Origin of the sequence: Sulfitobacter sp. HNIBRBA3233, assembly GCF_040149665.1 — a bacterium.
Taxonomy (GTDB): Bacteria; Pseudomonadota; Alphaproteobacteria; order Rhodobacterales; family Rhodobacteraceae; genus Sulfitobacter; species Sulfitobacter marinivivus.
In genome coordinates this window covers 847,391-861,346 of record NZ_JBEFLP010000001.1, presented here as the reverse complement: position 1 = coordinate 861,346, position 13,956 = coordinate 847,391, and the positions used below count along the sequence as shown (strand labels likewise).

The following is a 13,956-nucleotide window of genomic DNA, read 5'->3' as shown; positions in this document are numbered from 1 at the left end:
AGCCGGACAGCAGCAGGAGGAGATAGAACCATGGCAGACCAGCCCAAGAACCCGTTCATGGACATGTTCCAGGACTTCGGGAAATCGTTGAAAATTCCTGGTCCCGATCTCGACACGATGATGGACCAGCATCGCAAGAACCTTCAGGCGATGCAGGCGGCCGCACAGGTCAGCTCCAGCAGCACGCAGGCGCTTATGGCCAAGCAGCGCGAGGCGCTGGAACGGACCCTTGCCGATATCTCTGACAGTGTGCAGGAGGCCAGCAAATCCTCCGATCCGGCCGCGATGATGTCGGCCCCGATGGAGATTGCCCGCAAGACCTTTGACGCCACCATGCAGACCACACCCGAGATGGTCGAGATCGTGCGTCAGGGCAATGTCGAGACCTTCGAAGTGCTCAAGCAGCGCGTCATGGAAAGCGTCGAAGAGCTGTCCGGCAAGAAGAAGGACTGACCGCGACGCTGCGCCGTCCCCGGCCTAGACCGGATAGGACGGCGCGGGATAGATCACGCTTTTGAAGCCCGAGCGGTCAAAGGGTTTCCACGCGCCCTCTGGCTGGGCCAGCCGGTCCGCCACGGCGTAGACCACGGCAGGATGGTGGCCCAGACCGCAGTGGCTGGCTTTGACCTCGATGTTTTCCGCGATGTCGCTGCGCGCCTCGATGCAGTTCTGCCACGCGCAAATGCCATCGGTCTTGCTGTAGATCGCGGTTGTAGGGACCGGTGGCGGCGCGGAAATCGCCCCGCCCATGTGGCTGTCGGTGTCATGGGCGCTTTGCCCGCTTGCGATTTCGTAGACGCGCCATGCGTTCGTGGCGCGCGGATGCCCGCCAAAGGGGCTGCCCAGCGAGATGACCTGCCGGATGCTGTCCGGCATCATCTTGCCCAGCTGCCGGGCGTAGATCCCACCAAGGCTCCAGCCGACGATGCTGACGGTGCGCCCATGTTTGTCGCTCAGCTTGTGGACAAGGTCGATCAAGCCCTGCTCGACCCCCGGACGCGGGCCGAAATTCATCCCCAGCTTCCAGCCGTAGGCGGGATATCCCTTGGTCTTGAGGAAGCTGCGCAGGGATGTGGTCGAACGGTCGCTGGTGGTCAGACCGGGCAGCACCAGCACCGGTTGCCCGTCGCCGCGCGGCGCGAGGGCGGTCAGTGTCGGCAGGGCCGCGACGAAGCCGAAGAGTTCCGGTATCGCACGCCCTTCCATCAGAAGCAGAGCCTTGCTTGGTGCAATCGTTGTCGTGTCAGTCAAGATATCTATCCTTCGCCCGCAACTTCGTTTCGCATGGAATCACTGAAACGACATAAAGTTGCTCTGTCAACGCATCCGTCGGGTCAGCAAGTGAATTGAGGGATCGGCAGCCGCTGGGTTCAGGCCGCGGGCATGGCGCTGCTGGCCGCTTTCAGCTCTTCAAAGGATGCAACCAGCAAGTCGCCGAAAAGGTCCGCGTCGGGCAGCGCTTTTGCATCCGCCGTGACCCCGAAATCCAGATGGTCGAGATAGCTTTGCACGGTCACGTTAAGGCCGACACCGTGGGTGGCGATGGACACCGGATAGAGGGCGGTCACCTTCGCGCCCGCACAAAACAGCGGAAACGGTGGTCCTTGCGTGTTCGAGATGCACAGGTTCACCACCTGCGGAATGTGATCGGCCAGCCGGGTCCCGCCGTAAAGCTGCATCAGGCCTGGCAGCAGCGTCGGCGCGCCGATCAGGGTGAAATCGCTTGGCGCTGTGTCCTTTACGCTGGCGGCCAGCGTCTTGGTCGCGCCGGATTCCTGCGCGATCTTTTTCAGCCGTTTCAGGGGATCGCCGTAGTTGGTGGCCAGCGGCACGTTCATGCCGAAGACCTGATTGTTCAGGTCCGAATTGCCGACCTCGCGCATCGAGATCGGGACAAAGGCAACCAGCGCTGCATCCGGCAGCGCCTGACGGTCCTTCAGATAGCGCCGGCACGCCCCGCTGGTGATCGCCATGACCACATCGTTCAGCTTGGTGCTGGTGGCCTTTGCGATCGCCTTGGCGTCCGACAGCGATACCGACCGCGCGGCATAGCTGCGCTCGGGTCCGACCGTGACGTTGAAAGGGGTGCGCGGGGCCAGCATCTGCGGCAGACCGATCTTGCCCGCCAGAACGGGCGCGATCATATCTGTCATCTGGCTGACCATCTTCGGGATATTCTCGACAAAGGTCAGCTGCTGGCGAACGATGTTGGATGTGATGTCCGACAGGCTCAGCACCGCGCGTTCCAGATCGCCGGGTTTGCGCACGGGCGGTTTCGGTTCGGGGGCCGGAACCTCGCGGGGTTCTTCGGTCACGTCGTAAAGTGCTTTGGTGATCACCATGCCCGCGCCACCATCTATGGCCGCATGGTGGACCTTGGAATAGAGCGCGGCCTTCCGCCCCTCCAGACCTTCGATCACGGTAAACTGCCACAGCGGCCTGCGCCGGTCGAGCCGGTCGGCGTGGAGCCGGCCCACCAGTTCCTCCAATTGCTTGCGTGTGCCGGGCTTCGGCAATTTGGCGGACTGGATGTGGTAATCGAAATCAAGCTCGCCCGCGTCCACCCAGCCGGGGTGGTCGATCTGGAAAGCAGCCGTGGCCAGCTTCTTCCCGAAGATCGGGACCAGATGCACCCTGCCCCTGAAGAACTCGGTGAAATGCTTGTGAAAAGAGCCGCGAAAGCCTTTCGGCAGGTCATAGAGCGTCAGCCCCGCCACATGCATCGGGGTCTTGTCCGTCTCCATGTAAAGGAAGGTTGCGTCGATCCCGCTGAGTTGCTTCATTCGCCTCCCGCTCCTCCACGTTGACGCTGCGCTCCCGCTTGATCAGTTGACTAAAATCTATAACCTCGGTCAAGCGCCCCGTCATTCGGGGGCGTATGGCTCTGTGATGAAGGCCCGACAAACGAGGTTTTTGCCAGAGCGCGGGAGGATGAAATGACACGTTACTGGACCGATGCCTATCCGTCCGGCGTGCCAGCCGAAGTCGATGTCGACCAGTATGGCTCGCTGATTGATCTGCTTGAGGAAAGCTTTTCCAGATACGCCGACAAGGACGCCTATATCCTGATGGACAAGGCGCTGACCTACGGCGATCTCGACCGGATGTCGCGGGCCGTGGGGGCCTATCTGCAGGGCCTCGGGCTGAAAAAGGGCGACCGCGTCGCGATCATGATGCCCAATGTGCTGCAATATCCGGTGGTTCTGGCGGGTATCCTGCGCGCGGGGTTCATCGCGGTGAATGTCAATCCGCTCTACACGCCGCGCGAGCTTGAGCACCAGCTCAACGACTCCGGTGCGAAGGCGATATTCATCCTCGAGAATTTTGCCGAAACGCTCGACAAGGTGCTGTCGAAGACGAAGATCGCGCATACGGTCGTGACAGGTGTCGGCGACTTGCTGGGCTTTCCCAAGGGGATCCTCACCAATTTCGTGATCCGGCGCGTGCGCAAGGCGGTGCCGCCCTACCGGCTGCCGGGCCACATCCGCCTGTCGCGGGTTCTGTCTGCCGGTGCGGGCATGACGCTGGAAAAGCCGGTGGTCACGGCCGACGATGTGGCGGTTCTGCAATATACCGGCGGGACGACGGGGGTCTCCAAGGGGGCGACCCTGCTGCACCGCACGGTGATCGCGAACCTGCTGTCGTCAGAGGCATGGATGCAGCCCGGGCTGAGCCGCAAACCGATCGAGGGGCAGCTGACGTTCATCTGCGCGCTGCCGCTTTATCATGTGTTTGCCTTCATCACCTGTTCGCTGTTGTCGATGCGGTCGGGCGGGGTGAACGTGCTGATCCCGAACCCGCGCGACATGGATGCGACGATCAGGGAAATCGGCAAGTACCGGTTTCACGTGTTTCCGGGTGTGAACACCCTGTTCAACGGTCTGGCCAATCATCCCGAATTCGCCAAGCTGGATTTCAGCCAGCTGCGCATCGCCAACGGCGGCGGCACCGCCGTGCAGGAAGCGGTGGCGAAGAAGTGGCTGTCGATCACCGGATGTCCGATCTGCGAAGGCTACGGATTGTCCGAAACCTCGTCGGGGGTGACGTGCAATCCCACCGATACAGATGCCTATTCCGGCACCATCGGCCTGCCGATGCCCAACGTCGAGATCAAGATCATCGACGACGACGGCAACGATATGCCCACGGGTGAACGCGGCGAGATTGCCATTCGCGGGCCGCAGGTCATGGCGGGCTACTGGCAGCGCCCCGATGCCACCGCCGAGGTCATGACCGAGGACGGATTTTTCAAATCCGGCGATATCGGCATCATGGACGAGCGCGGGTTCACCCGTATCGTGGACCGCAAGAAGGACATGATCCTCGTGTCCGGTTTCAACGTCTACCCCAACGAGATCGAGGCCGTGGCGATGAACCTCGACGGGGTCGAAGAAGCCGCCTGCGTGGGTGTGCCCGACACCGCCAGCGGCGAGGCGGTGATGCTGTTCGTCACCCGCGCCAGACCGGATCTGAGCGAAAAGGACGTGCGCGAATTCTGCACCCGTGAACTGACCGGCTACAAGAAGCCCAAGCACGTGCGCTTCGTGGACGAGATGCCCAAGACCAACGTGGGCAAGATCCTGCGCCGCGAATTGCGCGATGCGGCGGTCAGGGAAATGTCCGGTTGACGGGCGCGAAGGGAGGACAGGCGATGACGGATCTGACCTTTGCCAGCATGGCCGGAATGATTGGCGCGCCCTTGGGAACCTCCTCGTGGCACGAGGTCACGCAGGATGCCGTCAACGAATTCGCCCATTGCACCGGCGACAGCCAGTGGATTCACACCGATGTCGAACGTGCCAGACGCGAAAGCCCCTTCGGCGGTCCGGTCGCACACGGCTACCTTACGCTGTCGTTGCTGTCTGCCATGGCCATGGAAATCGGTGTCGTGCCTGCCGGCACGGCGGCGGCGTTGAACTACGGCCTCGACAAGGTGCGGTTCCTTGCGCCGGTGCCCGTGGGCGCGCGGCTGCGGCTGACATCGAAACTGACCGGTTTTGATCGCAAGCCAAACGGCCAGTACCTGATGAAGACAGAGAACACGATGGAGATCGAGGGCAGCGACCGCCCTGCCCTGCTGGCCGAAAGCCTCGCCATTCTGGTGCCGGGACCAGAGGCGGAAACCTGACCGAAAGGATGCAAGATGAGTGATGACAAGCCCAAGATGTCGCGCAACCACCGTGATATCGCCGAGAATGCGGCGGAAAACACGCTGGCGCTCAATCCGCTGGTGACTCTGAAGGTCGAGGATATGCTGGGTGCGGGCACCAATCTGGCCCGCGCCATGGCCGCACAGCCGCAGGCGATCATGAGCAAATGGATGGAACTGGCAAACGACCTGACAAAGATCGCGACCCAGAGCTCGGACATCGCACCTGACCGCAAGGACCGGCGCTTTGCCGACAGCGGGTGGAACAACAACGCGCTGTCCAAGGGGATGATGCAGGGCTACCTGTCGTGGGCCGAGAAGATGACCGAGATGGTCGAGGAACTGGACCTGCCCGACAAGGACGCGGCCCGCGCGCGTCTGGTCACCTCGATCTTCGTTGATACGATGGCCCCGTCGAACAACTTTTTCATCAACCCCGCCGCCCTGAAGAATTTCTTCGAAACCGGGGGCAAATCGGCGGTGAACGGGCTGCAAAACCTGATTACGGACATGACGGAAAACGGCGGCCTGCCGTCCTCGGTGGATACGTCGAAGTTCAAGGTCGGAGAGAACCTTGCCGTGACACCGGGCAACGTGGTGTTCCGCAACGAGGTGATCGAACTGGTCCATTACACCGCCAATACCGACAAGGTGTACCAGACCCCTCTGCTGGTCGTGCCGCCGCAGATCAACAAATACTATTCGATCGACATGGCGCCGGGCAAAAGCATGATCGAATTCCTGCTCAGCCAGGGCATCCAGCCCTATTGCATCAGCTGGCGCAATCCGACGAAGGACCAGAGCCACTGGGACATGTCCACCTATATCGAGGCGCTGGACGAAGCCTGCGATGCCGCGCTGGAAATAACGGGGGCGAAATCGGTCAACATCATGGGGTCGTGTTCGGGCGGGATCACCCTGTCGACCTATGCCGGATGGCTCGCCGCCAAGGGGTGGGAGGAGAAGATCAACTCGGTCATTCTGGCTGTCTGCGTGCTCGATACAATGGCATCCACGGATAACGACATGGCCGCGCTGGTCACCCCTGAAACGGTCAAGGCCGCGAAGCTGGCCAGCAAGGCGCGCGGCGTGCTCGACGGGCAGGACATGGCCAAGATGTTCGCATGGATGCGGCCCAATGACCTGATCTGGAACTACTGGGTCAACAACTATCTGATGGGCAATGCGCCACCGGCGTTCGATGTGCTCTACTGGAATGCCGATACCACGCGGCTGCCGGCCGGGCTGCACGGTGACTTCCTCGATATGATCTTTTCCAACCCGTTCCTGACCCCCGGCGCGATGGAAGTCGCGGGCGAAAAGATCGATATGTCGAAGGTGAACTACGACTCTTACGTCATCGCGGGCACCACCGACCATATCACCCCGTGGAAAGCGGTATACGAGACGGCGCGCCTCTATGGTGGCGATACCACCTTCATCCTCTCGAACTCGGGCCATCTGCAAAGCCTGCTGAACCCGCCCGGCAACCCGAAAGCGTGGTTCATGAAAGGCGACGCCAAGGCGAGCGATCCCGATAAATGGGCCGAAACCGCCCAGAAGCACGAAGGCAGCTGGTGGATCGACTGGGGTGAAATGCTGAAAGAGAAATCCGGAAAGCAGATCAATGCCCCGAAAGAGCCGGGCAGCAAGAAATTTCCGGCACTCGGACCCGCGCCCGGCACTTACGTGTTCGAACCCTGAGCATTCCCTCTTTCACAGGATCCCCATCAGCATGACAACCCAGACCAAGGCGCGGCCGGACCGCAGCATCCCCGAGGGAATAACGGTCGATACAATCGACGTCCGCGGCCAGAAACTGCATGTGGCGATAAAATCCGGCAGCATGGACAAACCGCCTTTGCTGATGTTCAACGGCATCGGCGCCAATCTCGAACTGGGGTTTCCGTTTCTCGAGGCCCTCGGGGACCGGCGTGCGGTGCTTTTCGACGTGCCCGGGGTCGGCGGATCGCCGATGCCCGCGCTGCCCTACCGGCCCGCGACGCTGGCCCGCCTTGCGAAACACCTGCTCGAGATACTTGGGATCGACCGCTGCGATGTCTCCGGCGTGTCCTGGGGCGGCGGTCTGGCGCAACAGTTCGCGTGGCAGTACCCGCGCATCTGCCGCAAGCTGGTGCTGGTGGCCACCTCGTCGGGCTGGACGATGGTGCCCGGAAAACCCTCCGTCCTGTCGCGGATGGCCAGTATCAAGCGCTATACCGATCCGGGCTACATGCGCTCCATCGCCGCCGAGATCTATGGCGGGGCGTTCCGCACTGACGATGGCCTGATCGGCGCGCATGTGTCGGGGATGAAACCTTCGTCCAATGCTGGCTACATGCTGCAACTGCTGGCGATGACCGGCTGGACCAGCGTTCACTGGCTGTGGCGGCTGAAGCAGCCGACACTGGTGATATCGGGCACCGACGATCCGCTCATCCCCGTCGCCAACGCCAGGCTGCTGGCCCGGCTGATCCCCGACGCGCGGCTGGAACTTGTCGATGACGGTCATCTGTTCATGGTCACCGACCCGAAAGGCACGGCGCGGATGGTCAACGGCTTTCTCGACGGCTGAGTGCCGGGCAGTGGCGCAGGGCTAGAGGATCTCCATCGCCTTGACGATGCAGAACGGTCTGGGCGTCTAGGTATCGCTCCGGATCTTCGGGGGTGCCGACCACGGTTTTCGGGCGGCAACGGCCCCAAGTTCAGGAAACCGTTGCGCGCCCCCCTGTCCAGCGCCCCAGCGCTGATCGCCTGCCCGGCCACTGCGCACAGACCGCGGCTTTCCTCGGGAAACCCGTAACAAACATTGACTTATCGCGGACTGGACCGGATCGTAATGACCGGAGGTCTCATGGATACGCATTCAGAGCTGGACAGTCAGGCCGAGAGCAAGCGGAGCGATGCGCTGCCCTCTGCCGGTAGCGATGAGCCGGCAGCATTCTCGGCCTGGGTCAACCGTCTGCGCGCGGTTCTGGGTGCGGATATGGCGGTTCTGGTGTTGGGCCCGCGCGATACCGGCCCCTACGAGCTGAACGCGCGCGCCCCGGACACTGCCGAGCCGGGAGAAGGGCTGCTTGCCGCAGTCAACCTTGCCATCGCGCAACGCAAGCCCATCGTGAAAAGCGGCTATCAGGCCAGCGGTGCCACCCGCTGCGCGGTGGGCGTTCCGGTGTTGCGGGACGGCGCCCTTTACGGGGTGGTCGCCGTGCAGTTGCCGGTGAGCGCCGATCTGGATCTGCGCCGCGTGGTGGACGACGTGAAATGGGCGCTGCCCGCGATCGAGCTGCGGCTGCTGGCGCGCGATCTGGACGATGGCGCGCTGACCCATGCACGGGCGCGCACGGCGGTCGAGATTCTGGCAACGACGCTGGATGAGCCGCGCTGGTCGGTCGCGGCGGCAACTGCTGTCACCGATTTCTGCGACAGGCTGGGTTGCGACAGGGTCAGCCTCGGCCAGCGGAAGGGGCGCAAGTCGCGGGTGGTGTCGCTGTCGCACAGTGGTGGGTTTTCGCGCAATTCCGAACTGGTCCAGCGGATCGCCGACACGATGGACGAGGCGATTGATCAGGGCGGGCGCATCCGGATGCCGCAGGACGCGGACGATCCCTTGATGCTGACCGCCGCGCATGCCGAACTGATCGCAACCGGAGCGAGCCGCGCGCTGCTGACGGTCCCGCTGCGCCGCGACGGGCGGGTCACGGGCGCACTGGTTCTCGAGCGCGGGGGCAACAACCCCTTTCGCGACGAAGAGGTCGATCTGGTGGAGGCCGTGGCCGGCATTCTGGGGCCGGTTCTGGAGGAAAAGCGCCTCAACGACCGGTCGCTGCCGGTCAAGGCGCTGACCGCCACCGGAAGCGGTCTGGCGTTTCTGCTGGGCCCGCGCAAGGTCGGCCTGAAGGCGATCCTGATCCTCGCGGCTCTTGGCGGGTGGCTTGCGTGGAACACGGTGCTGCCCTTCCAGATCACCGCCGATGCGCGTGTCGAGGGGCAGATCCGGCGTGTCGTGGCCTCGCCCATGGACGGCTATGTGGCCTCCGCTTCGGCGATCCCGGGGGATATCGTTGCCGAAGGCGATATTCTGGCCAGTCTCGATGACCGCGACCTGCGGCTGGAAATCGCGCGCTGGACAACCGTCCGCGCCCAGCGTCAGCGCGAGTATGAGACAGCGCTGGCCGAACGCGACCGCGCGGCCATCGGTATTTCCGCAACCCAGATCAGCCAGGCCGACGCCGAGATCGCGCTGCTGGAGGAGCGGCTTGACCGGACCGAAATGCGCGCGCCCTTCGACGGCGTGGTCCTGTCGGGGGATCTGGACCAGTCGGTCGGCGCGCCGGTCTCGCGCGGGCAGGTTCTCTACGAAATCGCCCCGATCGATTCCTACCGCATCGTGCTGTCGGTCGACGAACGCGATCTTGCCCTCGTCGAGGATGGGCTGACCGGAGAGGTCGTTCTGACGGCCCTGCCCGGCCAACGCATCCGGATCGAGACCGGCAGCGTCACCTCCGTCGCCGGTGTGGAGGACGGCCGCAACGTGTTCCGTGTCGATGCGCGGCTGGGCGAGCAGAGCGCGGTTCTGCGCCCCGGCATGGAGGGGATCGCGCGGATCACCGTGGACGACAGGCCGCTGCCGGTGATCTGGACGCACCGTCTGAGAAGCTGGGCGCGCATGGCGATCTGGCGGTGGTGGCCGTGACCGGCGCGCTGCACAGTGCCTCGTGGTACCGTGTTTCAGATCTGACACCGCGGCTCAGAACCCATGCGGAAGTCCACAGATCGGTGTTTCGCGGGGATGTCTGGTACGTCGTCGAAGACCACGCGAACGGTGCCTACCTGCGCATATCGGAGGCCGCATGGCGCATCGTCGGCCTGATGAACGGGCGCCGCACCATGGACCAGATCTGGACCGCCGCCGCCGAGGCGTTGGGCGATGACCTGCCCACACAGGACGAGGTGATACAGCTGCTGATCCGGCTGCACCGGTCGGATGTTCTGCACGCCGCGATCCCGCCGGATATGGAGCGTGTCGTGTCGCGCGGTCGCAAGGATACCAGGAAGAAACGGCTTGCGGGTCTGCGCAACCCGCTGGCAATCCGCGTGCCGCTGCTGGATCCCGACGGGTTCGTGCGCGCGACCGGATGGCTGGTGGGGCCGCTGTTCTCGTGGTTCGGCGCGCTCCTCTGGCTTGCGGTCGTGGGGGGCGGCATTCTGGCGGCCTTGCAGAATTTCGACGCGCTGCAATCCAACGTCGCCGACCGCGCGCTGACAGCAAGCAACCTGCTGCTTGTTCTGGCGGTCTATCCGCTGGTCAAGGCGGTGCACGAGCTGGGCCACGCCTATGCCGTGCGCCACTGGGGCGGCGAGGTCCACGAGATCGGGATCATGTTCCTTGTGTTCATGCCGGTGCCCTATGTCGATGCCTCGGCTTCCTCCGCCTTCCGCTCCAAATGGCGGCGGGCGGGGGTCGCGGCGGCGGGCATCATCGTCGAGGTCTTTATGGCCGGGGCCGCCGCGATCCTGTGGACCCAGATGGAGCCGGGGCTGCTGCGTGCCGCGATGATGAACGTCATGCTGCTGGCGGGTCTGTCGACGCTGTTATTCAACGGCAATCCGCTGCTGCGCTTCGATGGCTATTACGCGCTGTCCGATCTGGTCGAGATCCCCAACCTCGGGACGCGCTCCACACAGCATCTTCAGTATCTCGCGCAGCGCTATCTTTTCGGCATCAAGACTGCCGTGTCACCCGCCATGGCGCGCGGCGAGGCCACGTGGTTCACCGTCTACGGCATACTGTCACTGATCTATCGCTACGCGATCATGCTGGCGATCATGCTGCTGGTTGCGAATATGTTCTTCGAAGTCGGCATCCTGCTGGCGCTCTGGGCCGCTGCCCTGCTGCTGCTGGTACCCGCCGTGCGGGGGGTGAAGTTCGTTTTGGGCAGCCCGCGTCTGGAAGGGTACCGCGCCCGCGCGCTGCTGGTCACCGGGGCGCTGTCGGCAGCCGTGGTCTGGGCTCTGTTCGTACAGCCGGTCCCGTCTGCCACGATCGTGCGCGGGGTGGTGCGCGCGCCTGATACCGCGCGCGCGCTCAGCGGGGCGGACGGGTTTGTCGAAGCGCTTCTCGCGCGACCGGGCGACAGGCTCGCCGCGGGCGATCCGATCCTGCGCATCGCCGATCCGCTGCTGGAGGCACGGGTACGCCAGATGCAGGCGCGCATCGACGAATTGCAACTGCGCCGCTTCAACGCGCTTGCCACCAACCGCGTCGAAACCGATCTGGTGGCGCAGGAACTCGGGCTGGCCCGCAACGAGCTGGCCCTCGCCGAGGAGCGCCTTGGCGAGCAGACGGTGGTCGCTCCTGTGGACGGCACCTTGCTGTTGCCAGCCGGTGACGATCTGGAAGGACGTTTCGTGCGCAAGGGCGAAGCACTGGCGTGGGTGATCGGTGCCGCCCCGGGCAGCGTGCGCGTGGTGATCCCCGAGGCGCAGATCGATCTGGTGCGCCAGCGGATCGAGGGGGTGCAGATGCGCAGGGCCAGCGCCCCGCTGGAGCCTGTCGAAACCGTGCTGATGCGTCAGGACCCTGCCGCAGCCTCGACGCTCCCCAGTGCCGCACTGGCCGCCAGCGCGGGTGGCCCGATCCCCACGGACCCGACGGCAGAAAACCCCCTCACCCCTTTCGATACGGTCTTCGTGATGGATCTCGAACCTGCGGACGGCCGCCCGCTGACATCGCTGGGCGAGCGGGTGTCGGTGCGGTTCGATCACGGGGCAAGCCCGCTCGGCACGCAGCTTTGGCGCGCGTTGCGGCAGATTTTCCTGCGCGATCTCAATGTCTGAACACTGGCCCGCAGATTCCATGGGGGCTTTCTATCCCCGCGCACCGGCTGGCCCGTCCAGATCAAAGCTGGATCGCTGGATCGAACGCTACACGGCCCTGCCCCGCCGCCGTCTGCGCGCCCGTCCGGGCCGGATTTTCGCGTGGCGCGTGGTGCAACGGGGCAAGGCGCTGGAGAATCTGGACGATGCGGCGCTGCGCGACAGGGTGCGCGCTGTGTCGCACGGGTTGCGCGCCGCACGGGGAAAGCCGCGCGAGACGCTGCTTGTCGATTGCTTTGCGCTGATCCGCGAATGGGCCGGCCGGACCATGGACCAGCGCCATTATCCAACGCAGATCCGCGGCGCGCGGGCCGTGCTGAACGGCGCCGTGGCCGAGATGCAGACAGGCGAAGGCAAGACGCTCGCGATCACACTCGCCGCGGGCACGGCGGCGCTGGCGGGACGGTCCGTGCATGTCATCACCGCGAACGACTATCTGGCCGAGCGCGACGCGGCGAAGATGCAACCGCTCTACGCGCAACTCGGGCTGACATGCCGCTCGGTCGCGCCCGGCTGCACGGATGCCGAACGGCGCGCGGCGTTTTCGGCGGATATCGTCTATGCCTCGGGCAAGGAGGTCGCGTTTTCGTTCCTGCGCGACCGCGTCGCGATGGGCGCGCGGTCGGGCGATATCGGGCTGCGCACCCGCGCGTTTCTCGACGGGACTGCGCTGATATTGCCGGGTCTGCAATTTGCCATCGTCGACGAGGCGGACAGCGTCATGATCGACGAGGCCCGCACGCCGCTGATCCTGTCGGTGCCTCCCGCCGACGCCGCGGTGGAGGCCGATGCCACCCTGACGGCGCATGCGCTTGCGCAAAGGCTCGATCAGGGGCGGCATTTCCGCATCACCGGCCCCGGCAGACAGATCGAACTGACACAGGCGGGGCGCGAGGTGCTGGAGGAACACGCCGGTACCCTGCCGCCCGCGTGGCGCGCGGCCCCGATCCGCGAGGATGCGGTTCGCACGGCGCTTTCGGCGCTGCACCTGCACAGGCGCGACGAACATTACATCCTGCGCGACGGCAAGGTCGAGATCGTCGATGAATATACCGGTCGCGTGATGCCGGACCGTTCGTGGTCGGCGGGGCTGCATCAGGCCGTCGAGGCCAAGGAAGGCGTCGAGATTACCACCCGTCGCGTGACCCTTGCGCAGATCACCTTCCAGCGGTTTTTTCGCCGCTACGTCCATCTGGGCGGTATGACCGGCACGGCGGTCGAGGCGGCGGATGAGTTCTGGTCCGTGTACAGCCTTCCGGTGGTCGTGATCCCGACCCACAAAAGATCGCGGCGCAAGACCTGGGCGACGAAGGTTTATGCCCGCGCAGAGACGAAATGGCAGCGGGTCGCCAGCCGCGCCAAGACACTTTCCGCGCGCGGCAGGCCCGTTCTGATCGGGACACGCACCGTCGCCGCGTCGGAAGCGGCAAGCGCGGCCCTGACCGGCATCGGCGTGGCCCACCGCGTGCTAAGTGCCGCGCAGGATGCCGACGAGGCCGCGATCGTGGCCGAGGCCGGCCGCGCCGGTGCGGTGACTGTGGCGACCAACATGGCCGGACGCGGGACAGACATTATCCCCGACGCGCGGGCGCTGGCGGCGGGCGGCCTGCATGTCATCATGACCGAACGCCACAGCGCCCGCCGGATCGACCGTCAGCTGTCGGGGCGTGCCGGACGGCAGGGAGAGCGCGGCAGCAGCGAGGCGATCCTGTCCGCGCAGGATTCGCTTCTGGATGAATTCGGCGGGCGCGGCGCGCGGCTTCTTGCCCGGTTGGGCGGCAGGGCGACACTGTCGGCGCTGTCCGCAGCCCAGCGGCGTGCCGAGCGCAGGCATTTTCAGGCGCGGCGCAGACTGCTCGAACTGGACGAAGAGCAGGCGGAAAACCTCGCCTTTACCGGATCGCCGGAATAGGCGCGCGCCGCCTCTC

At 64.6% G+C, this 13,956-nt stretch carries 10 protein-coding genes; 8 read left to right on the top strand and 2 right to left on the bottom strand.

Going from position 1 to position 13,956, the window contains the following annotated elements; genetic code table 11:
- The first annotated feature begins 30 nt into the window (after nt 1-30).
- Nucleotides 31-453, top strand: a complete 423-nt coding sequence (locus tag ABMC89_RS04075) for a phasin family protein (RefSeq protein WP_349565454.1) — start codon at nt 31-33, stop codon at nt 451-453.
- Nucleotides 454-477: 24 nt separating this feature from the next.
- Here ABMC89_RS04075 and ABMC89_RS04070 read toward each other — a convergent pair whose 3' ends face one another.
- Together ABMC89_RS04070 and ABMC89_RS04065 are read right to left on the bottom strand one after the other, a co-directional pair.
- Nucleotides 478-1,251, bottom strand: coding sequence for an esterase/lipase family protein (locus ABMC89_RS04070; protein ID WP_349565452.1), 774 nt, complete (start codon nt 1,249-1,251; stop codon nt 478-480).
- Between the two features lie 119 nt (nt 1,252-1,370).
- Nucleotides 1,371-2,783: a WS/DGAT/MGAT family O-acyltransferase gene (locus ABMC89_RS04065; protein ID WP_349565450.1), complete on the bottom strand. Its 1,413-nt coding sequence runs from the start codon at nt 2,781-2,783 to the stop codon at nt 1,371-1,373.
- A 153-nt stretch (nt 2,784-2,936) separates the two neighbouring features.
- Between ABMC89_RS04065 and ABMC89_RS04060 the strand changes: the two genes are divergently transcribed.
- The 7 genes from ABMC89_RS04060 (at nt 2,937) to ABMC89_RS04030 (ending at nt 13,940) form a co-directional block, all read left to right on the top strand.
- Nucleotides 2,937-4,628 (top strand): long-chain-fatty-acid--CoA ligase, encoded by a 1,692-nt coding sequence (locus ABMC89_RS04060; protein WP_349565448.1) that lies wholly within the window; start codon nt 2,937-2,939, stop codon nt 4,626-4,628.
- A gap of 23 nt (nt 4,629-4,651) precedes the next feature.
- The gene (locus tag ABMC89_RS04055; RefSeq protein ID WP_349565446.1) at nt 4,652-5,128 is read left to right on the top strand and encodes a MaoC family dehydratase; all 477 of its coding nucleotides are present in this window, start codon (nt 4,652-4,654) and stop codon (nt 5,126-5,128) included.
- Nucleotides 5,129-5,143: 15 nt separating this feature from the next.
- Nucleotides 5,144-6,853, top strand: coding sequence for an alpha/beta fold hydrolase (locus tag ABMC89_RS04050; RefSeq protein ID WP_349565444.1), 1,710 nt, complete (start codon nt 5,144-5,146; stop codon nt 6,851-6,853).
- Between the two features lie 31 nt (nt 6,854-6,884).
- Nucleotides 6,885-7,724 carry a poly(3-hydroxyalkanoate) depolymerase gene (phaZ, locus tag ABMC89_RS04045; protein WP_349565442.1) on the top strand — a complete coding sequence of 280 codons (840 nt, stop codon included), beginning with the start codon at nt 6,885-6,887 and terminating at the stop codon, nt 7,722-7,724.
- 279 nt (nt 7,725-8,003) lie between these two features.
- Nucleotides 8,004-9,845, top strand: coding sequence for a GAF domain-containing protein (locus ABMC89_RS04040; protein ID WP_349565440.1), 1,842 nt, complete (start codon nt 8,004-8,006; stop codon nt 9,843-9,845).
- Nucleotides 9,836-11,989, top strand: coding sequence for a peptidase M50 (locus ABMC89_RS04035; protein ID WP_349565438.1), 2,154 nt, complete (start codon nt 9,836-9,838; stop codon nt 11,987-11,989). Before ABMC89_RS04040 ends, ABMC89_RS04035 begins: the two co-directional genes overlap by 10 nt.
- Complete coding sequence (locus ABMC89_RS04030) at nt 11,982-13,940, top strand: preprotein translocase subunit SecA (RefSeq protein ID WP_349565436.1); 1,959 nt, start codon at nt 11,982-11,984, stop codon at nt 13,938-13,940. Before ABMC89_RS04035 ends, ABMC89_RS04030 begins: the two co-directional genes overlap by 8 nt.
- The last annotated feature ends 16 nt before the right edge of the window (nt 13,941-13,956 follow it).